Genomic DNA, 20971 nt, shown 5'->3' with positions numbered 1-20971 from the left:
TCATTCCGGGGCGTGCGCAGCGTGAGCGAGGCTGAAGCGGTGCGCGTCCAACTCCGCTGTCATCGCCCGGCGTGACCGGGCGATCCAGTATTCCAGAGGCGGTTGTGATTGAACGGAGAGGCCGCGGCGTACTGGATTCCCCGCTTTCGCGGGGAATGACGCTGGAGATTGGAGGGGCAGCGCATCTCCCTCACCCCTTCTTCTTCGGCTCCCACATCTCCACCGGTCCGCCGGCGTCGCGCCAAGCGGCGTAGCCGCCGGCGATGTGGGCGACGGGCTTGAGGCCCATGTCCTGCGCGGTCTTGGCAGCGAGTGCGGAGCGCAGGCCGCCGGCGCAATGGAACACGAACTTCTTGTCCTCCTGGAACACCGGCTTGGCATAGGGGCTCTGGGGATCGATCCAGAATTCGAGCATGCCGCGGGTGCAGGCGAACGCGCCGGGGATGCGGCCGTCGCGCTCGATCTCGCGGGGGTCGCGGATATCGACGATGACGACGTCGCCGTTCTTGGAGATCTCGATGGCGTCCTTGGCGGTCAGCGTCTCGATCTCGGCATTGGCCTCGTCGATCAGCGCCTTGATGCCGCGGGTGATGGTCTGGGGCATGTGGTTCTCCCTCTTGTTACGTCGTCATCCCCAAGCGATCTGCCGGAGGTGGAAGCCACCTCTCCCGCTCGCGGGAGAGGTCGACGCGCTCGAAGAGCGCGGCGGGTGAGGGCTCTCTCCTCTTGGGGAGCCTCGCTCGTGGAGAGACCCTCTCCCCAACCCTCCCCCGCAAGCGGGGGAGGGAGCGCAGTGCCGTCGGCAATGCAGCCGGCCAAATCATGTATCAGTGCGTCAACTCCTTCATCGCTCCCTCGAGCCCCTCGATCGTGATCGGGAACATACGGCCCGCAAAGATGCGGCGGATGATGGTGGTGGATTCCGAATAGTCCCAGTGCTTCTGCTGTACTGGGTTGAGCCACACCGAATGCGGATAGGTGCGGATGATGCGGTCGAGCCAGACCGAGCCCGGCTCCTCGTTGACATGCTCGACCGAGCCGCCGGGCACCATGATCTCGTAAGGCGACATCGAGGCATCGCCGACGAACACGATCTTGTAATCGTGCGGATATTTGTGCAGCACGTCCCAGGTCGGCGTGCGGTCGGTGAAGCGGCGCTTGTTCTGCTTCCACACGCCCTCATAAAGGCAGTTGTGGAAGTAGAAATACTCCATGTGCTTGAACTCGCTCTTCGCCGCCGAGAACAGCTCCTCGACCTGCTCGACATGCGCGTCCATCGAGCCGCCGATGTCGAAGAACACCAGGAGCTTCACCGCATTGCGCCGCTCGGGGCGCATATGCACGTCGAGATAGCCATGATTGGCGGTCTCGCGGATGGTGGTGTCGAGATCGAGCTCGTCAGGCGCGCCGGTGCGGGCGAACTTGCGCAGGCGGCGCAGCGCGACCTTGATGTTGCGGATGCCGAGCTCGACATTGCCGTCGAGATCCTTGAACTCACGCTTGTCCCACACTTTCACGGCGCGGTTGTTGCGGTTCTTCTCCTGGCCGATGCGGACGCCTTCGGGATTATAGCCATGGGCGCCGAACGGCGAGGTGCCTGCGGTACCGATCCACTTGCTGCCGCCCTGGTGCCGGCCCTTCTGCTCTTCGAGCCGCTTCTTCAGGGTCTCCATGAGCTTGTCCCAGCCCATGGCCTCGATCTGCTTCTTCTCGTCTTCCGTCAGGTATTTTTCGGCCAGCTTCTTCAGCCACTCCTCGGGGATCTCGGCCCCCTCCATGGCGTCGAGCAGGCTTTCCAGCCCCTTGAACACGGTGCCGAAGACGCGGTCGAACTTGTCGAGGTTGCGCTCGTCCTTCACCAGCGAGGTGCGCGACAGATAGTAGAAATTCTCGACCGTATAGTCCGCAAGGTCGGCGTCGAGCGCCTCCATCAGCGTGAGGTATTCGCGCAGCGTCACGGGGACCTGTGCGTCGCGCAATGAGGTGAAGAATTGCAGGAACATGAGTGACAGATTGCCCGTCGGATGGCGAACGTCAAGGGGCGCTCCACCTCTCCATTGGGAGAGGTCGGCGCATAGCGCCGGGTGAGGGGTTTCGCTCTCTCGTGAGGCCGGCGCCCCCTCACCCGATTTGCTGCGCAAATCGACCTCTCCCCGCTGGGGAGAGGTGAAGCGAAATCGCGAGCGCGGGTGGACCGGGCAGCTTTTTGCTCTAGAATTAGCGGCCTCGAGGGGTTGTTTTGGGGACGTTTGCAATGGGAATTGTCGCAGCACTCATCATCGGTGCCATCGCAGGCTGGCTCGCCGGGAAAATTGTCCACGGTGCGGGATTTGGGCTGATCGGCAACATGGTCGTCGGTATCATCGGCGCGCTGGTCGCGGGCTGGGTCCTGCCCCAGCTGCACATCGAGCTCGCCAGCGGCACGTTCGGCGGTGGACGCCACCATCGGCGCGGTGATTGTGCTCGTCATCCTTTCGCTGATAAAACGGGTCTGAAAGCCTGACCGAACCAGGAACGGCCGCCGCCTTGCGCGGCCGTTCCCATGTCGCGACCAGAGCCATGTCTCGGCCGACGACCAAACAAGGACGCGCGATGAAATTCACCGGCACCAAGGACTATGTTGCGACCGACGACCTCAAGATCGCCGTCAACGCCTCGATCGTGCTGGAGCGCCCGCTGCTGATCAAGGGCGAGCCCGGCACCGGCAAGACGGTGCTGGCCGAGGAAGTGGCGAAGGCGCTGAAGGCGCCGCTGCTGACCTGGCACATCAAGTCCACCACCAAAGCGCAGCAGGGCCTCTACGAATACGACGCAGTGTCGCGCCTGCGCGACAGCCAGCTCGGCGACGCCCGCGTCTCCGACATCAAGAACTACATCAAGCGCGGCAAGCTGTGGGACGCCTTCACCGCCGAGCAGCGCCCAGTGCTCCTGATCGACGAGATCGACAAGGCCGATATCGAATTCCCCAACGACCTCTTGCTCGAGCTCGACCGCATGGAATTCCATGTCTACGAGACCGGCGAGACCATCAAGGCCAAGCAGCGCCCGATCATGATGATCACCTCCAACAACGAGAAGGAGCTGCCGGACGCTTTTCTCCGCCGCTGCTTCTTCCATTACATCAAATTCCCCGACGCCGACACCATGGGCCGCATCGTCGACGTCCACTTTCCCGGCATCAAGAAGCGCCTGGTCGAAGAAGCACTGCGCATCTTCTTCGAGGTGCGCGAAGTGCCCGGGTTGAAGAAGAAGCCCTCGACCTCCGAGCTGCTCGACTGGCTGAAGCTGCTGCTCAACGAGGACATGAGCGTCGAACAGCTCCGTGAACGCGACCCGCGCAAACTGATCCCGCCGCTGCACGGCGCGCTGCTCAAGAACGAGCAGGACGTGCATTTGTTCGAACGGCTGGCGTTCTTGAGCCGGCGGGAAGTGTGAGGCGCGAGCTCGCTCCCGATAGTACTGCGCCGTCGTTCCAATCACCGGTGTCATTCCCCGCGAAGGCGGGGAATCCAGTACGCCGCGGCTTCTCGGCTCAACCACAACCGCCTCTGGAATACTGGATCGCCCGTCAAGCCGGGCGATGACAGCGAGAGTGTGGGCACGCTCTCTCCACCTCGTCATTGCGAGCGCAGCGAAGCAATCCAGAATTCCTCCGCGGAGACAGACTGGATTGCTTCACTGCGCTCGCAATGACGGAGCAAGGGTGCATCGTCGCCATTCTCCCACTCGCATTTCACACCGAAGACACGCCTTCGCATCCTCGCGGTGCATTCCGCCCGAGCTTTGCTGTCTCCTTCGCACCCTCAGAAAAAGAGGGCGCAGGGAAGGCCGGGTGCCGGCTCGGCACCCACGGTCCGCTGTGCGCATGTAGCGCAAAAGGACTGCACAGCGGCATACAGGTGAAGCCTAAACACTCGGCCTTCCCTGCGCAGTGGTTGGACGGCTTATGCCGTGCTCTCCCGGGAGCCGAATTCCTTCTGGCCTCCCTCACCCCAGCGAAAGTCGCCGACACCGCGCCGGTTGACGCGAATGCCGCCTCCGCAAGAGCTTGACCGTAGCAACGACGGCCAGGACCACACGGTTTTGCCGTACGCACGGTCCGCTTGCTCGCCGCATTATCTCCCGGCCTTGTCGACGTTGCGGAAGAATGCTGGCGAGACGAACCTGACAGCGCCGCTCGTCGGCACGAAGCCTTGGGCTCACGGAGAGCAATCCGCCCTGCCCACGCCTCTCGCGCCCGACGCTGCCGCGTCCACCGCAACCCGGCCCGCGTTTCGAACGACTCGCGAACCGCCCCTCTTCCGTAGGCCGGGCTGTTTCGACTTATGCCGCAATTCCGAATTTCGGTAAAGTGGAATATTTTCGAGGGGTTGACGCGTTTTGTGGTGTTTTGCCCGACGGGCACGTCACATCTGCCGATCGTAGCCCGGATGGAGCGAAAGCGTAATCCGGGAAATGGCGTGCGAACGGACGCGATCGTCCCGGATTGCGCTGCGCTCCATCCGGGCTACGAAGCTCACGCCACCGCCGTATCAGGCACGCGCGCGGCTTCCATCGGCTGCTTGCCGCGGAGCAGGTCCGAGGCGCGGTCGGCGATCATCATGGTCGCGGCGTTGAGGTTTGCCGAGATCATGCGCGGCATCACGGAGGCATCGATCACGCGGAGACCTTGCAATCCGTGGACGCGGAGCTGATCGTCGACCACCGCCCAGGTGGAATCCGCCGGGCCCATGCGGCAGGTGCAGCCGGGGTGGAAGGTGGTGGTGCCGCGCTCGGTGGCGGCGTGCAAAAATTCGCCGTCGGTGTTGACGTTGGGGCCGGGGAAATCCTCGTAGGCGTAATAGGGCGAAAGCGGCGCAGACTTCAGCAAGCGCCGCGCGAGCTTCATGCCGGCGACGATGACGCGGCGATCGTGCTCGGCGTCGAGATAGTTGGTCTGGATGATCGGCGGGGCGAATGGATCAGATGAACGGATGCGGACGTAGCCGCGGCTCTCCGGGCGCTGCTGCCAGGAGGCGACGGTCATGCCGGGCTCGTCCTCGAGCTGCCCCTGTACGCCCTCCTTGTAGCTCGCCGGCGTGAAGGTGAGCTGCAAGTCCGAGCTCTCCGCGCTCTCGCCGGAGTGCCAGAAGCAATAGACCATGGTCGGCGACAGCGACAGCAGCCCGCGGCGCGTCGTGGCCCATTTCAGCGCCTCGATCCAGAGCGAGACGCCGCGGCGGAGCTCGTTGATGGTCTTGATGTCTTTTACGCGCGCCACCGTGCGTGGTGCGTAATGGTCCTGCAGGCCTTCTCCGACCGGCAGGGCATGACGCACGGCGATGCCGTGGGCCTGCAACAGATCCGGCGAGCCGATGCCGGAGAGCTGGAGCAGCTGCGGCGAATTATAGGTGCCGCCGGAGAGGATGACTTCCTTGTTGGCGCGGACCTCGACCGGCGCGCCGCCGCGGCCGCCCTTCATGTAGCGCACGCCCACCGCGCGCTTGCCTTCGAAGATGATCTCGGTCGCATGCGCATGCGTGCGCACATGCACGTTGGGCCGCTTCATCGCGGGCTTGAGGAACGCGGTCGAGCCGGAGACACGCAGACCCTTGTCGATGGTGCGCTGGCAGTAGGAGACACCTTCCTGGGTCTTGCCGTTGTAATCGAGATTGCGGGGAATGCCGAGACTCATCGCGCCTTCCATGAAGGCTTCGCAGAGCGGATCGCGCCAGTCCATGGTGGTGACGATGAGGTTGCCGTCGCGGCCGCGATAGATGTCCTCGCCCTCGCCGACCCGTTTCTCCAGCCGCTTGAAGTAGGGCAGCACGTCGGCGTAACCCCAGCCGCGATTTCCCATCTGCGCCCAGGTGTCGAAATCCATGCGCTGGCCGCGGTTGTAGATGTGGCCGTTGATCGAGGACGAGCCGCCGAGCGTCTTGCCACGCGGCGCGTAGATGCTGCGCCCGCCGGTCCAGGGCCCTGGCTCCTGCTGGTAGGCCCAGTTGATGCTCTTCATGTGGAAGGTCTTGATGAAGCCGGCCGGCAAATGGATGTAGGGATGCCAGTCGCTCGGCCCGGCCTCGAGCACGCAGACGCTGGTCGCGGGATCCTCGCTCAGCCGGCTGGTGAGCACGCAACCGGCGGAGCCCGCGCCGACGATCACATAGTCAAATCTGTCCATGGTGCCTGCGTCCTTAGCGCGCAATAAGTCTCGATTGAACCGGTGCCAGAAGCGGGCGTTCTTCACCTCTCCCGGAGGGAGAGGTCGATTTGCTCCTGGCGATGCGAAGCATCGTCCAGAGCGAATCGGGTGAGGGATTCAGGTCCCACGAGAGACCGCTCCCCTCACCCGGCGCTTCGCGCCGACCTCTCCCCATGGGAGAGGTGATCGGACTCGCGGCCAATCTGGTGCATATCATTGCTAGCGCGGCTTGTCGTTGAGTTGATAATTCAAATGCGTGCGCACCGTCGGCCATTCGGCGGCGGTGATGCTGTAGACCACGGTGTCGCGCAGCGTGCCGTTCGGCGCGACCTGATGGCTGCGCAAAATACCGTCCTGCTTAGCCCCTAAGCGCTCGATGGCGCGGCGGCTCTGGTGGTTGAAGAAGTGGGTGCGGAATTCGACCGCGATGCAGTCCAGGATTTCGAAGGCGTGGGTGAGCAGCAGGAGCTTGCACTGCGTGTTGAGCGGCCCGCGCTGCGCGCTCTTGCCATACCAGGTCGAGCCGATCTCGACGCGGCGGTTGGCGGCATCGATGTTCATGTAGGTCGTCATGCCGACGATCTTGCCGCTACCGTCGAACACCGTGAACGGCAGCATCGAGCCCGCGGCCTGAAGGCCGAGCCGGCGATCGATCTCCTTGGTCATGTTCTCCGGCGTCGGGATCGCGGTGTACCAGAGCTTTGAGAGCTCGCCGTCCTTCACAGCCTCGATCAGCCCCTCGCGATGCTGATGCGACAGCGGCTCGAGATGGGCGTGCTGTCCACGCAGGGTGATGGGATCAGGCCAGGGCATTTTGAAGTCTCCTTACGTCATTGCGAGGAGCGAAGCGACGCAATCCAGACTGTCAGATCCTCATCCTGAGGAGCGCGGAACGCGCGTCTCGAAGGATGAAGGCCCGGCCGGTGGCCTCGCCCTTCGAGACGCGCGCCAAGAGCGCGCTCCTCAGGGTGAGGGTCTGCTGGTAGCTATGCTTTGCTCGCAATGACGGCTTGGCTCACTTGTTCAAAAAATTCAACGGCAAACCGCCGCGCGGCCAGTCCATGGCGATCAGCTCGCCCTTGCCGGACAGCGTGATGTAGGCGGTCTTGAGCTCGGGGCCGCCGAAGGCGATGTTGGTGGTGACGCGGTCGCCGGTCGGGACCTGCTCGACCAGCGTTCCGTCCGGCGCGATCACCGAGATGCAGCCGGAGACGAGGGTGGCGACGCAGACATTGCCGCCGGCTTCCACCGCGAGCGAGTCGAACATCTGGTAGCCGCCGAGCCCGCAGATCGGCTTGCCACGTTCGCCGCGATAGATCGCGTCGCGCGGCTTGAGCGTGCCGGGCGCCGAAAGCTCGTAGGCCCAGAGCCGCCCGGTCGGCGTCTCGGCGATGTAGACGGTGTTCTCGTCCGGCGACAGACCGATGCCGTTGGCCGGCAGCACGCCGTGCACGACCTCGATGATCTCCTTCATGCCGGGCTTGAGATAGTACATGCCGCCAACGTCCATCTCGCGCGCGCGGCGTTTTCCGAGATCGGAGAACCAGAGGCCGCCCTGCCTGTCGAACACGAGATCGTTGGGCCCGCGCAGATCGTGCTCGCCGAATTTGGTCACGACGGTTTCGATCTTCCCCGATTGCAGATCGACGCGCTGGATCGAGCCGCCGAGATAGTCGTCGGGCTGCGGTCCGGGCATGATCATGTTGCGGGTCGGGATCCAGCTGAAGCCGCCGTTGTTGCAGACGTAGATCTTGCCGTCGGGCCCGAGCGCGGCGCCGTTCGGGCCACCCGGAATCTTCGCGACGATCTCCTTGCGGCCGTCGGGATAAACCCGGGTCAGGCGCTGGCCGCGGATCTCCACCAGCACGACCGAGCCGTCCGGCATCACGACCGGCCCTTCAGGAAATTCGAGGTCGGTGGCGAGAACACGGACGTTGGACATTTTTGGACCTCCCGGCTGCTTGTTATGCCTTGCCCGGATGTCCGGCACGGGGCCCCGCAGGCAAGATTTGCCAGCGGTTATGGCAAAGTCGCCGAAGCTTGCCAAGCAAGCGGGATGGTATGCCAGCGTTGCGCGGCGCTACTCCTTCACCGGCACCCAGATCTCGAAGCCCCCATTGCCGGTCGCGGGATCGAAGGTCTCATCATAGCGCTCGAAATTCGGCGCGTCCGCGGCCTTCAGGCCGGAAGCGGGCAACCATTGATTCCAGATCGTGTTGACGGTCCGGCGGATCGCGGCGACATGGCCCGCATGCGTGAAGACCGCATAGCGCTGCTCGGGAATGCGGATGTGGCCGAAGCGGCGCGGCAGATCGGAGAAATCGGCGACCTCGACGCCGGCGATATAATCGAAATTGCCGGCATCATCGCTATTGCAGCAGACGCCATAGGCAACATTACCGTTGCGCGCGGGAATGTCGGCGACCTCCTGGTGGAAGCGGTGCCAAAGGCCGGGGATGATGGCGCCGTTGTCGCAGGAAATGCGCTCGGCGGGCCCCGCAACGAGGAAGGCTTTTGCGGTTTCGAAACGCGGCGGTGCAAGATGGTCGAGCATCGTGGAATCCATGAGGATCGGCTCCTGAAGCTTGAGATGCTTGATGCACGTTGCCGCCCTCACCGCTTCGGGGGTCAGACCGAAATGGTCGCGGAACGCGCGGGTGAAGGCTTCGTGGGAGCCGTAGTCCGCCTCCAGCGCGAGTGACAGGATATCGGGCGCGCCTTTCGCAAGAAGACGCGCCGCCTCTGACAGCCGCCGCGCGCGCACGTAGCGCATCACCGGAACCCCTGTGGCCGCGGCAAACGCGCGCACCATATGGAACCGCGACACGCCGGCGATCGCAGCAATCTCGTCGAGCGTGAGCGGCTCGGCCAGATGGCTCTCGATGTACCAGAGCGCGCGCTGGGCTGGGTTCATGACGTCTCGGCCCTCGTTCGAAGCATGGCGATCCTGCGCGCAATGCCGGAGCCTCGCTTGACCGGCGTTGCGGTCCCGCAAAGGATAGCGCCGGCACAGCCACTGGCAACGTGCGCCGATTCAAGTCTACACTCAGGACCTTTCCTGAACCGCTCACAAGAAAGCAGGAGGAAACGTGTCATCATGAAGATCACCGATGTTCGGGCACACCATATCAGCATCCCCTATGACGCCGGGGTTGCGAGCTTCCGCCAGGGCGCCGCGGCGATCACCGCCCTCGATATGGTGATCGTCGAGGTCGCGACCGACGCCGGGCTGACCGGCTGGGGCGATGCCTTCGCCTATGTCTGCCCCCGCACCACGCGCAGTGCCGTCGAGGAGATGATCGCGCCGCAGGCCCGAGGGCTGGAGGTTCCTGATGCGGCCGGCATTCCCGCGGTCATGGAACAGATCCAGCGCAACCTGCATCTGTTCGGCCGCTACGGCATCACCATGTTCGCGATCTCCGGGCTCGACATCGCATTGTGGGATCTTGCTGCGAAAATAAAGGGGCTGCCGCTTCATCGCCTGCTCGGAGAGAGCAGGCGCACGGCCATTCCCGCCTATGCGAGCCTGTTGCGGATCGGTTCGCCCGACAACATCGCCGCCGAATGCAGGAAGGCGCTCGCGCTCGGCTATGGCGCGATCAAGCTGCACGAGACTACGGCGCCGGCGGTGTTTGCCGCGCGCGCGGCGCTCGGCTCCGACATTCCGCTGATGGTTGACATGAATTGCCCGCTCACCGCCGAGCAGGCGATCGCGTTCGCGAAGACATGTCGGGACGCGCAACCGGCCTTCCTGGAGGAGCCGGTCTGGCCGCCGGAGGACTTTGTCGCGCTCGCCGAGGTGCGCAGCAAGGGCGGGCTCGCCATCGCCGCCGGCGAGAACGCCTGCACGGAATATCAATTCCGCCAGATGATGAGTGCGGGCGCGGTGAGCCACGCCCAGCCGTCGGTGATCAAAGTCGGCGGCATTACCGAGTTTCTGAAGGTGGCGAGCCTGGCCGATCAGCTCGGCGTCAGGATCGCCCCGCATTCCCCCTATTTCGGTCCGGGCCTGCTGGCGACGCTGCATCTCCTGGCACTACGCGACGACGGGCTCGTCGAGATGTTCTACCTGAAGCGCGAGGCTTGCCTCTGGAGCGGCCGCGCCGATGCCGATGCTTCGGGCCATGTCGCGGTACCGATTGGCCCGGGGCTCGGCTTTGAACCAGATCACAGCGTGATGGAACGATATCGCGTTGCGTGATCGCAAGCGTCGGCGCGCCTATTTCGTCGCGTCCTTGGCCGCCGGCGGCGCATCCTTCGTGTCGGCTTTCTTCTTTGCTTCTTCGGCCGCCTTGGCCTGCGCGGCCTGGAAGTCGCTGACTGTCTTCTGCAAGCCGGCCGCCATCGTCTTCAGCGCGTCGATCTGACGATTGGCCGCGTCTAACTTCTGCTGGTGGTCGAGGGTGAGCTTGGTGATTGTCTTCTGCAGGAAATCGACGTTGCTCTGCAGGCAGCTGGTGCGCCGCTCCATGGTCTTCTCGACCGTGCAGATCTCGATCCCCGGCACGTCCTGCGCGCGGAGCGGCAGAGGCGCCAGCGTGGCGAGCAGCAACATCGCGACACAAACGCCGGCGTTTCGAAGCAGCATGCAGGTTCCTCATCACATCAATCACGGCAATTTGCGCTGATTGCACGCCGCGGCCGGACGCTACCACACTCGTACCGCATTCTCGCGTTGAGCTTGCACCTGTTCCCTGGACGGGGAGCGATGATCGGGATGTGGCGAAGTGGGCGCTCTGCCGCTTTCCGAGTTTCATTAGGGGAGTTTTTTGGAATGGCAACGCGCGATAGACGTCTGGCGGAATTCGATGGCGCCGGAGAACCGCCTCCGGGCATGCCGCTCGAAGTGCTGTGCGAGGATCACAGCGGAACGTATCAGCTGCCGTTCGCCTGCCGCTATGTCGAGGGACGCTGGCAGAACCACGACGCCGGCATCGCGGTCGAAGCAACCGTCATCGGCTGGCGCCTGCCGCGCGTGAAGCAGCGCGGAGTGGCCTGACGGCGGGTTTGTCTCAGGACCCATTTGTCCCAAAATGCAACGGCGCCGCGCGCCGCTTTAACCTTCGGAACGCGGCCCGAACGAATCACGTCCGAATCAGCCGTGAGGCGTCGTCCACGCCTGTTCACGGCTAGATGTCGCCAGCCGCGCCGCTCGTGCGTACCATATCTGTGAGAGGCGCGGGCGGGCGCAGGGCCAAGCGGGCACCAAAGGTTAACTGCAGCAATCGCACAATGGCCGGCAGCACCGCGGAAGGTCCGCGCCGCCTAAACAGGCAAGGCGGGACAGAGCTGCCTAATATTCGACCTCGAGCTCCTCGATCTCCGCCGGCTCTTCCTTGGCCGCGGCGACCCATTCCCTCATCTCGGGCATGGCCATGATGGTATCGGCATAGGCCTGGAGCCGCGGCTCGAGCTTGACGTTATAGGTCACGAAGCGCGTCACGACGGGCGCGTACATCGCATCCGCCATGGTGCGCTTCTCGCCGAACAGGAACGGACCGCCCGACAGCTCCAGGCAGTCGCGCCAGATCGCACAGATCCGGTCGATATCGGCCTGCGCGCGCGACCAGATCTTGAAGCCGGGGAAGTGCCCCTTCAGATTGACCGGCAGCGAGGCGCGCAGCGTGGTGAAGCCGGAATGGATTTCGCCGCAAATCGAGCGGCAATGGGCGCGCTGGATACGGTCGGCCGGCAATAGCCCGGCCTCCGGCATGACCTCGTTGAGATATTCGGCGATGGCCAGCGTATCCCAGACCGTGGCGCCGTCGTGCCGCAGGCACGGCACCAGGATCGAGGACGACAGCAGCAGAATTTCGGCCCGCGCTGAGGCGTCGTCCGGCGCGGTGACGATCTCCTCGAAATCGAGCCCTGAAAACTTCGTCAGCAGCCAGCCACGCAGCGACCAGGACGAGTAGTTCTTGCTGCTGATGGTCAGTGTCGCTTTCGCCATATGGCCCCTTCCCTCACGCCTGACACTGGCAGCCCGCCCGGCCCGCGGGCGTGCCCATTGCCTGTGCTTTCCCGTGTGTTCACTGCGCTTGAAGAGCAAGCGATGTGCCAGTTTTCCGGGCGATTTGATTGAGGTTTGGCTCCGATATTGCATGACAACATGGGACAGGTGGGCACTTCAGTATGATGTCGATGTTTTATCAAGCTTTTCAGAACCAGATGGACCTGACGGCGCCGTGGCGATCGGGAGCTTCGTCCGCGCTCAGATTTCTCAATCTGGTGCCGCAGGGCATGTCGGATCAGGTCGTCGGCCGGCTCGCCGCCGCGCTGGAGCTGATCTCGCGCTCCACCCTCACCTATCACCGCCCGGCCTACGGCATCGACAGCGTCATGGTCGGAAATCGCGAGGTCACCGTCACCGAGGAGATCGCCTACGCGACGCCGTTCGGCTCGCTCTTGCACTTCAGGAAAAAGGACGTGGGCGAGCAGCCGCGCATGCTGCTGGTGGCGCCGATGTCCGGCCATTTCGCAACGCTGTTGCGCGGCACCGTGAAGACGCTGCTCCAGGACCACGACGTCTACATCACCGACTGGCACAATCCGCGCGACATTCCCCGCAGCGAAGGCCGCTTCGGGCTCGACGACTATACCGAGCACCTCATCGACTTTCTCGGACAACTCGGGCCGCGCCCGCACATGGTCGCGATCTGCCAGCCGTCGGTATCGGCGCTCGCGGCCGCTGCGATCATGTGCGAGGACAATCACCCCTCGCGGCCGGCGACGCTGACGCTGATGGCCGGCCCGATCGACACGCGCATCCAGCCGACCAGGGTCAACGAGTTCGCCAAGAGCAAGCCGATCGACTGGTTCGAGAGCAATCTGATCAACTACGTGCCGATGCAGTGCCGAGGCGCGCTCCGCAAGGTCTATCCCGGCTTCGTGCAGCTCACCGCCTTCGTCTCGATGAATCTCGAGCGCCATATCAGACAGCACATGGATCTCGCCAATCACATCGCCAAGGGCGAGAAGGAGAAGGCCGCCAGCATCAAAACCTTCTACGACGAATATTTCGCCGTGATGGACCTGCCGGCGGAGTTCTACATCGAGACCGTGCGCGACGTATTCCAGGAGCACCTCTTGCCGCAAGGCAAGCTGATGCATCGCGGCCGTCCCGTGAACACCAAGGCCGTCAGCCGCATGGGGCTGATGACGGTCGAGGGCGAGAAGGACGACATCTGCTCGATCGGCCAGACACTCGCCGCGCAAGACCTCTGCACCGGCGTGCGCGCCTATCGCAGGGTGCACCACATGCAGGCCGGCGTCGGCCATTACGGCGTGTTCTCCGGCAAGCGCTGGAATAACGAGATCTACCCGCTGCTGCGGGATTTCGTGCACGTCAATTCGTGAGGCGGCATTCCCTCGCCCACACGTCGCGCCGCGAACCAGCGGGCAATTGGGCGTCGAGCTTCGAAGATGCGGGCGGAACGATCGAGATGCCTCTCTCGCCACGACCAGCTAGAGAAACGGCACGTGGCTAACGCTCTTTCTCGAGCAGTTCCTTGGCTTCAATAACTTCTGGAAGATCTCGCTCCACATCGAATTCAGCGAGCACGGGAGCCAGCACCATGGACACTGCGCCCACTCGGCCATTCTTCTTGTGCAGGCGCGCAAGTCCAAGGGCGCTGCGCAGCTCAAAAGTCCTCGCCTGTTGGTGTCGTGCGACCTCCAGCGCGCGATTGAAGGCATTTTCAGCCATGGAATCGGCCGGGGAGTCGTGACGCAACAAGAGCTCCCCTTGGACACGATGCAGCTCGGCATCAAGCCAATGCTGGCCGGATTGGGCCGTCCATGCGATCAATTCGCTCAAGATTTCCAGCCCGGTTTCGAGATGGCCCGCCTCTGCATCCGCCACGGCCACATGCATCCCCCAAAACGGCTCACAGAGGTAGCAGTCATTCTCATGCAGCAAGGTCCAGCCGCGACGCATTTCCATCGGTCCGGCCATTCGATCGCCGCCACGCCACTTGGCCAGGCCATTCAGATAGGTCCCGGCGGCCACATAAAGCGGCATCGTATGGTCGCGAGCGAGAGCGAGCGCCAGGATGGTCTCCGTTTGCTGCAACAAGCCCCCGCACAGCCCGTCGAATACGGCGCGATGAACAAGCGCATTGGCCCGGGAAAGCGCCCGCTTTTCTCCTGAGGCACTCACTGCTTCAGCGGCAAGCCGGCGCGCGCGAGCGATGCTGCCAAGCGGCCAAAGCACCAGGGCAAGAAACCTCATGATCACAAACGGGAGATCCAGCGCCGAGGCCCTAAACGCCGAGGGATCCGGCTCGGCACCATAGATCGCTAGTGCCTGCTCAAGATGCGTTCTCGCGTTCAAGTAGTCGCCCCCGAACCAGGAGGTGACTCCGCCCGTCCAATGCGCAACTACCGCGGCCACCGGCGAGTCCGGTCGTCGATCAGCGGCGCTCATGATGGAATCCGCCAGCTCCCGCATCGGAGCGAACTCGCCGTGTGTCAGGCAGGCATTGAAGAGGCCCGAATGGACTGGCGCAAGTTCAACCGCATCATTGATATCGGCCGCGATCTGTCGGGCGCGCGTCCATGCGGCCACCGTTTCCGGGGCGCTGTGCCCGAGACTGCCTCGTAATGCGCGGCCATATGCGATTTGAAGATGCAGCCTACTCATCAACCGGCCCGGCTCATCGGGCAGCTCATCGGCGGTGGCAATCGCCTTGCCGAGATGTGCAATCGCTTCGGAATAGGCCGAACGTTTCAACGCCTGCTGGCCCGCCTTGCGCCACCACTCGAGGGCGGCCTCGCTCAGCCCGGCCTCCGTGAAGTGGCGTGCTATAATTTCAGGCTCAGTCTCAGCGACAATCGGAAACTTTTCACGCAGGACATCACCGATGCGCGCGTGAAGCACCTGCCGTTTGCTCTTAAGCAGGCTCTCGTAGGCCGTTTCCTGAACGAGAGCGTGCTTGAAACTATAGTCTGCTTCTGGAGGAGCCCCGCGACACACCAGCAGTCCGGCCTCTCCGAGTTGCTGTAGCGCAGCGCTAAGCGTCAAATCATCCCGTCCTGCCACATATCTCAGCAGCGCGTATGAGAACTCGCGACCGATAGCGGCGCCAATCTGCGCCACCTCCTTGACCGGAGCCAGCCGGTCGAGCCGCGCCATCAGCGAATCCTGTAGCGTCGCGGGAATAGCGAGCGGCGGGAGCGGATGACCGAGGCGATAGCGCCCGGCATCTTCGACGAGCAGTCCGGACTCCAGCACCATCTTTGTCAGTTCTTCGACGAATAGCGGGATGCCGTCCGTCTTGTCGATGATCTGCTTCATCATCTCGCGCGGCAGCTGGCGACCAACGGTCACCTGCTCGACCAGCGCGCGCGTGTCCTGCCGATCGAGCCGGTCGAGCCGCACCAGGCTGACGTTGGCAAGGCCCGACCAGGAAGGCTCGAACTCTGGCCGGGCTGTCATGAGCACGAGTATCGGCAGTCCCCTGATCCGGTCGACCCCGAGATCGAAAAGTTCAAGCGTCGTGGCATCGGCCCAATGCATATCCTCGCAGACAACCAGCAGGGGTTGCTCTCGCGCCAGCCCCTCAAGTTGATCGAGAAGGACGGCAAATGTCTGTCGCCGCTGCTGCGCTGGACTCAAACCGAGTGGTGGACAATGGTTGCCGGTTGGAATCGAAAGGAGGGCCGCAATGAGGGGTGTCGCTGAGGCGACCTGCCGTGTTCCAAGCGCCAGCATTGCCTCAAGCTTGTCGAGCTTTTGCCCGGGCGTGTCGTGCGAGCAGATGCCGGCGGCGCGCTCGATCTGCGCGACAAAGGGATGAAGCGCACTGTTGGTGTGGTAGGGCGAACACTGATACCGCACCCGGCGGTGCGCCCCCAAAGCGGGACTTTCGGACAGCGTTGCGACAATGCGCGACTTGCCGATGCCCGCTTCGCCAGAAATCAACACCATCTGGCCCTGCCCCTGCCATGCGAGCCGCTGGCGCGAGAGCGTGAATTCAATCTCCTCCTTGCGGCCGACAAAGCCGATCGAGCGCGCCGCGCGGACCGCCTCGAAGCGACTCTCCGATGCGCTCGCCCCCTCGACTGCCCAGACCGCGATGGGTTCGGATATCCCCATGACCTCGCGGCGGCCGAGATTGCGAAAAGTGAAGAGATCGCCAAGCAGCCGGCGCGTCGACGACGCAACGACGACCGCCCCCGGTTCCGCCAAGCTCTGGAGCCGGGCAGCCAGATTTGGTGTGTCGCCGACCGTTGCGTGCTCTTCCGACGCATCGCCGCTGATGAGGTCGCCGACCACCACAAGCCCGGTCGCGATTGCGATCCGCAGTTCAACCCGCTCGTCGGCGCCTGTTTTGAGCCGACTAATCGCTGTGATGGCGTCTAGGCCCGCTCGCACTGCGCGCTCCGCGTCATCCTCGTGGGCGCGGGGATAGCCGAAATAGACGAGTATTCCGTCACCGACGAACCTGACTATCTTGCCGTCATAGGCAGCAATGACGCTCGCGCAGGCGGCGCGGTAGGCCCGGATCACTTCCCACATATCCTCGGGATCGAGACGCGCCGAGAGCGCAGTCGAGCCGACCAGATCGCAAAACATAACGGTGAGGTGGCGCCGCTCGGCGTCATGAGGAGGAGCGGGCGAGGCGATCAACGCGGCTGGGTCGAGGTCGGCAATAGCACGCAGCATCTTACGGCGATGGCCGAGCAGGACTCCGAGCTTATCGAAGTCCTCGTCCATCAATTCGGGAAGGACGCCCATGTCGATCCCATTTTGGGCAAAACGCTCCGCGTATTGTCCAAGCCCAAGCTTCTCGAGCCACTCCGCAATCTGCATTGACTCCACCGATCGTGTGGTTGGCGGTTAGCAGAATGTTGGACCACGGCACGCGGGGACAATATCTCAACATGACCACGATGGCACGCCTTGTTTGTTGTGCGACAAATTAGGCTGCTCAGTGCCGATACCGCTTCCATGGATAGTGCTCGATGCGAACGGTCGCACCACTAAAAATCGACGGCACGCAACGTTTGGCTACTGAGGTTGCGAAAGGTCGTCAGCTACTCACTTCCAGACTGGATCCGAATCCAAACACTTGCGTCTTGTGCCCACGTCACGACGCCAAACAGATGTCTTTCCGTGAGCACCGCTTTCTTCATTCCTTGTCCATAGGGGCTTCGTAGGTACGAGCCATCGTTCCCGCCGCGACTTGAAGCGAAGAGCCAACTACCCAAGAGCCGGCAACAAAGCCTATCAGGCCATTGGGCAGGTTTTGATCAAGGACAAGGATACTGACGGAGAGAGTTGCTGCAATCGCGGCGCCGAACGTTCCTGCCGCGCTCATGATCTCAGCCACCTCGGAACCGTTCCATTCTTCCGAGATGCTCGGAACGGACTTCCGGGCAACATTGCAAGACAGATCAATTCCGACATAACAGCTAAGAGCTCCGTAGAGCATCATTAGCAGCACGATCCAGCCGCCTTCAAACAGTCCACCTCGCTGACGCAACAACGTCGCACCCACATAGAGGCCGCAAGATGCCCCGATGGCTGCGAGCCCAATTCTTTCAAGAAGATGGGCCGCTTTGATCAGATCAGAACGAGCGATCCGGAGATTGCCGACGTATCCGGTTACGGATAATGCGCTGGAAATTGCATTGCTTATCTTCATTGGGGAACTCCTCAGGTAATAGCAGCCTACCGGCCGACCCCGAAAAGAGATCGTGGACGCGTTTTCGCGATGCCCTTGATTCCAATGTCTGAATATCTGTTCTGAGTGATGGTGTTGGCTTGCTCGTGAGCAAGACGAGGGCCAATCCAAAGCTGCGAGCACGCGGCTTCGCAGGCATTGCATCTCACCCGTGTCTGTGAGTTCGCTTCGGGTGTGGCAATTTCTTGCGGGAGTGGTAGCTCGAAATAGAGTGATGGAATATGAGACGGTTCACATACCGCCGTTCTCTGTCGCTCCATCCGGTCACAATTTCCGGAGGTCATGAGCGGTTCGGAAGAGCGCGAATGAATTCGATGAGCGCGGCACTGACCTCGTTCGGCCGCTCCTGCTGGGTCCAGTGGCCGCAACCGGAAAGCATCCTGATCCCGCGCAGGCCGGGGACCAGAGTCTTCATGTTCGCGAGCATCTGTTCGGTCCCCGGGAAAGCAACCACGAAATCGCGGTCGCCCGCGATATAGAGCGCCGGCACGGACACTTGCAGGCCGGACAACGCGCCCGTGATCTCCCAATTGCGATCGATGTTGCGATAATAGTTGAGCGCCCCGCGAAAGCCGCGGCGCTTGAATTCCTCGCCATAGAAGTCGATGTCGGCTTCGTTGATCCAGGGCGGCAAGGTTGCCGGGGCGCCGGGACCTTGCAGGAATCCGCCACCTTTTGGGACCATGCCGAGGTTCGGCGCGGGCCCCCCGGCCGCGACGGCTGCACGCGCCGCCGCGACGCCATCTCCGGAGGCACCAAACAACATGTTGCGAATGGTCGCACGCGGATCGCGCTCCAACTCCGCCTCGGCAGGCCCCGGCTCCTGGAAATAGAGCTGATAAAATTGTGCGCTCTCGGTCCGCGGCATGAGACTGGTCGGCAGCGTCTTGCCGCGGGGCCGGAAAGGGACGCTGAGTGCGGCAATCGCCCGGAACCGATCGGGCCGCGTGAGCGCCGCCTGCCAGGCGACGCTGGCGCCCCAGTCATGGCCGACGATGACCGCGGTCTGCGCACCCAGGGCATCGAGAATACCGACCATGTCACCCACAAGATTTAGGATCGTGTACTGGTCGATTGCCTGCGGTGCATCGCTCTTGCCGTAGCCGCGCATATCGGGCGCGGCGACGCGGAAGCCTGCAGCCGCGAGGTCATCGATCTGGCGTCGCCAGGAATACCAGGATTCCGGGAAGCCGTGCACCAGAAGCACCATCGGCCCGTCGCCTTGTTCGGCGATGTTGAGGTGGATGCCGTTGCACACGACGATCCGCTGCGTCGTCTTGCTCATTTTTCCCTCCCGTTCCGAAGTTGCCGCGAATGAGTTCGATGAGAGAATTCGAGGCGTCGCCTGCAACGCGAGCGGCACCAGTGCTCCGGCCAGCAGCTGGCGTCTGTTCATGGGCTCTCTCCTCCGGCTAGGCTGTTGCGCCGGCGGCAGATGACGGCTGCGCCAGTTCAGACCATCGCTCGCGAATGAACTGCTCGAACGTCTTGGGCTTGGCGCCGCCGATCTTTTCGATCGTGTCCGACGCACTGAAGCGTCCTGCCTCCGCCGAGGCGCTCGCAGCGCGCAGCGACTTCCAGAGCGAGGAGAGATGCTCGACCGCATGCGCGTTCCAGCCCCGCGCAAGAGCCTCGCTTCGCCACTGCTCGTCGGTGATCTCCTCGTAGTGCATGTCCGTTTCGAGGACACGGGCGAACGTCTCGACGACGTCGCGGACGGAGATCACGCTTCCGATCACGGGATACGCAGCTCCCGCCGGCAACGCCGGCGCGGTGAGCAGGCCGACGGCGATCCGCGCGACGTCCTCGGCCGAGGTCAGCGGCAGAAGCGTATGCTGATCACCAAGCGGAAGTCGGAGGGCGCCCTTCGCGGGCAGGTTCGCCCCGACGAGACGCGCGACGTTCTCATAGAAGACCGTGGCGCGGATATGGACCGGGCCGACGCCGGCCCACTCGAACACCTGTTCGGACAGATAGTTCTGCCGCATGCGCGGCGTCGGCGCATCAATCGAGGATTGGTACATGACGAGATTGACGAGGCGGGAGACGCCATGCCTGCGCGCCGCGAGCGCCATTGCCGCGGTCGCATCTGCCAGCCCGTCCTGGACGGGATAGGCAAAGTAAATCGACGAGACGCCCCGAACGGCCGCATCGACCGACCTCGCGTCGAGGAAATCGCCGAGAACGATCTCGGCGCCTTGCGTTTTCAGGCGATCGGATCGCTCATCGAGCTTGCGCACAAAAGCGCGAACACCAACACCACGATCGAGCAGCATTTCTGCAACATGTCTGCCCGTTCTTCCCTGAGTGCCGCCAGCCGCCGAGGTCACGAGAACTGTCGTCATCGCAATGCTCCTTTACTGCTACAAGGCTTTTCGGTACCATCCGGTACCTTAAGGGTTAAATATGGTACCATATAGTACCAAGTCAAGCGGAAAAGTGTGTCGATGATCTCGAAGACCAAGCAGTTGGAGAAGGAAGCCGAGGAGCGCGAGGTTCGAAAGCGAATCCTTGGCGCGGCCCTTTCGGCCTTCATGGAGGGAGGCTACGCGCAGACCAGCACGCTCGAGATTGCGACACGCGCCCGCGTTTCGAAGCGGGATCTCTACACGCTGTTCGGCAACAAGGAAGCGATGCTGGTCGCATGCATCTCCGAGCGCGCGCAGCGGCTACAGGTGCCGGTCGACCTGCCTGCGCTGCGCGACAGGGCAACGCTCGGCCAAGTACTCACCGCATTTGGAACGAAGCTCCTGACGGAAACGACCGATCCGGTCGTCGTCGCCGTGTTTCGGCTGGCGATATCCGAAACAGTCAACGCGCCGAAAGTTGCGCAAACCCTGGAATCGATGGCCCGCAAGCCCATTCGTGAAGCATTGCGGACCATCATCGCGAACGCCGTGTCGGCAGGACTGCTTGCCGGCGAGCCGGAGGCGATGACCCACACTTTCCTGGGACTGCTATGGGGTGACCTGATGACGGGCCTCTTGCTCCAGACCACGGACCGGCCGAGTAACACGGAAATCATGCGACGTGCGAGCGAAGCGTCTACGGTATTGCTTAGACTTCATACAGCGTGAGGCGCCCGTTGCGTAACGCGCCT

17 protein-coding genes and 1 pseudogene are annotated in these 20971 nt (G+C 63.1%); 6 read left to right on the top strand and 12 right to left on the bottom strand.

Annotated features, from left to right (window positions below):
- Positions 1 to 190 precede the first annotated feature (190 nt).
- A complete protein-coding gene (locus GWG65_RS14965; protein WP_275196323.1) occupies positions 191 to 604 on the bottom strand; it encodes a rhodanese-like domain-containing protein in 414 nt (137 codons plus the stop codon).
- 223 nt (positions 605 to 827) lie between these two features.
- Positions 828 to 2003: a VWA domain-containing protein gene (locus GWG65_RS14960; RefSeq protein ID WP_275196322.1), complete on the bottom strand. Its 1176-nt coding sequence runs from the start codon at positions 2001 to 2003 to the stop codon at positions 828 to 830.
- A gap of 251 nt (positions 2004 to 2254) precedes the next feature.
- On the opposite strand from GWG65_RS14960, the pseudogene GWG65_RS14955 reads away from it, so the two are divergent.
- Positions 2255 to 2495, top strand: a pseudogene (locus tag GWG65_RS14955) (GlsB/YeaQ/YmgE family stress response membrane protein).
- 97 nt (positions 2496 to 2592) lie between these two features.
- Positions 2593 to 3435, top strand: a complete 843-nt coding sequence (locus GWG65_RS14950; RefSeq protein ID WP_275196321.1) for a MoxR family ATPase — start codon at positions 2593 to 2595, stop codon at positions 3433 to 3435.
- A gap of 1081 nt (positions 3436 to 4516) precedes the next feature.
- Here the strand turns inward: GWG65_RS14950 and GWG65_RS14945 are convergent.
- The 4 genes from GWG65_RS14945 to GWG65_RS14930 form a co-directional block, all read right to left on the bottom strand.
- Entirely contained in the window at positions 4517 to 6163 is a 1647-nt protein-coding gene (locus tag GWG65_RS14945; protein ID WP_275196320.1) for a GMC family oxidoreductase N-terminal domain-containing protein, read from the bottom strand.
- 240 nt (positions 6164 to 6403) lie between these two features.
- Complete coding sequence (locus GWG65_RS14940; RefSeq protein ID WP_275196319.1) at positions 6404 to 6997, bottom strand: GNAT family protein; 594 nt, start codon at positions 6995 to 6997, stop codon at positions 6404 to 6406.
- A 202-nt stretch (positions 6998 to 7199) separates the two neighbouring features.
- Positions 7200 to 8126, bottom strand: coding sequence for an SMP-30/gluconolactonase/LRE family protein (locus GWG65_RS14935; protein ID WP_275196318.1), 927 nt, complete (start codon positions 8124 to 8126; stop codon positions 7200 to 7202).
- 138 nt (positions 8127 to 8264) lie between these two features.
- Positions 8265 to 9098, bottom strand: coding sequence for an AraC family transcriptional regulator (locus GWG65_RS14930; RefSeq protein ID WP_275196316.1), 834 nt, complete (start codon positions 9096 to 9098; stop codon positions 8265 to 8267).
- A 183-nt stretch (positions 9099 to 9281) separates the two neighbouring features.
- On the opposite strand from GWG65_RS14930, the gene GWG65_RS14925 reads away from it, so the two are divergent.
- Positions 9282 to 10385: a mandelate racemase/muconate lactonizing enzyme family protein gene (locus GWG65_RS14925; RefSeq protein WP_275196314.1), complete on the top strand. Its 1104-nt coding sequence runs from the start codon at positions 9282 to 9284 to the stop codon at positions 10383 to 10385.
- Positions 10386 to 10403: 18 nt separating this feature from the next.
- Here the strand turns inward: GWG65_RS14925 and GWG65_RS14920 are convergent, their stop codons facing one another.
- Positions 10404 to 10772, bottom strand: a complete 369-nt coding sequence (locus tag GWG65_RS14920) for a hypothetical protein (RefSeq protein ID WP_275196313.1) — start codon at positions 10770 to 10772, stop codon at positions 10404 to 10406.
- A gap of 186 nt (positions 10773 to 10958) precedes the next feature.
- On the opposite strand from GWG65_RS14920, the gene GWG65_RS14915 reads away from it, so the two are divergent.
- On the top strand, positions 10959 to 11183 hold the full coding sequence (locus GWG65_RS14915; RefSeq protein WP_148743510.1) for a hypothetical protein: 225 nt from the start codon (positions 10959 to 10961) through the stop codon (positions 11181 to 11183).
- Positions 11184 to 11477: 294 nt separating this feature from the next.
- Here GWG65_RS14915 and GWG65_RS14910 read toward each other — a convergent pair whose 3' ends face one another.
- The gene (locus GWG65_RS14910; protein ID WP_275196312.1) at positions 11478 to 12134 is read right to left on the bottom strand and encodes a glutathione S-transferase family protein; all 657 of its coding nucleotides are present in this window, start codon (positions 12132 to 12134) and stop codon (positions 11478 to 11480) included.
- Positions 12135 to 12316: 182 nt separating this feature from the next.
- On the opposite strand from GWG65_RS14910, the gene phaZ reads away from it, so the two are divergent.
- Positions 12317 to 13540 (top strand): polyhydroxyalkanoate depolymerase, encoded by a 1224-nt coding sequence (phaZ, locus tag GWG65_RS14905; protein WP_275196311.1) that lies wholly within the window; start codon positions 12317 to 12319, stop codon positions 13538 to 13540.
- A 127-nt stretch (positions 13541 to 13667) separates the two neighbouring features.
- Here phaZ and GWG65_RS14900 read toward each other — a convergent pair whose 3' ends face one another.
- The 4 genes from GWG65_RS14900 to GWG65_RS14885 form a co-directional block, all read right to left on the bottom strand.
- Entirely contained in the window at positions 13668 to 16997 is a 3330-nt protein-coding gene (locus GWG65_RS14900; RefSeq protein ID WP_275196310.1) for an adenylate/guanylate cyclase domain-containing protein, read from the bottom strand.
- A gap of 319 nt (positions 16998 to 17316) precedes the next feature.
- Entirely contained in the window at positions 17317 to 17832 is a 516-nt protein-coding gene (locus GWG65_RS14895; protein ID WP_275196309.1) for a hypothetical protein, read from the bottom strand.
- Positions 17833 to 18151: 319 nt separating this feature from the next.
- Positions 18152 to 19267 carry an alpha/beta hydrolase gene (locus GWG65_RS14890; RefSeq protein ID WP_342760644.1) on the bottom strand — a complete coding sequence of 372 codons (1116 nt, stop codon included), beginning with the start codon at positions 19265 to 19267 and terminating at the stop codon, positions 18152 to 18154.
- 16 nt (positions 19268 to 19283) lie between these two features.
- Complete coding sequence (locus GWG65_RS14885) at positions 19284 to 20216, bottom strand: NAD(P)H-binding protein (protein WP_275196308.1); 933 nt, start codon at positions 20214 to 20216, stop codon at positions 19284 to 19286.
- A 123-nt stretch (positions 20217 to 20339) separates the two neighbouring features.
- On the opposite strand from GWG65_RS14885, the gene GWG65_RS14880 reads away from it, so the two are divergent.
- Positions 20340 to 20948: a TetR/AcrR family transcriptional regulator gene (locus tag GWG65_RS14880; protein WP_275196307.1), complete on the top strand. Its 609-nt coding sequence runs from the start codon at positions 20340 to 20342 to the stop codon at positions 20946 to 20948.
- Positions 20949 to 20971: the final 23 nt, after the last annotated feature.

It is taken from the genome of Bradyrhizobium sp. CSA207, assembly GCF_029051685.1.
In the GTDB taxonomy this organism is placed as follows: domain Bacteria; phylum Pseudomonadota; class Alphaproteobacteria; order Rhizobiales; family Xanthobacteraceae; genus Bradyrhizobium.
The sequence above is the reverse complement of the archived record's forward strand: the minus strand, read 5'-3'. Positions and strand labels throughout refer to the sequence as shown.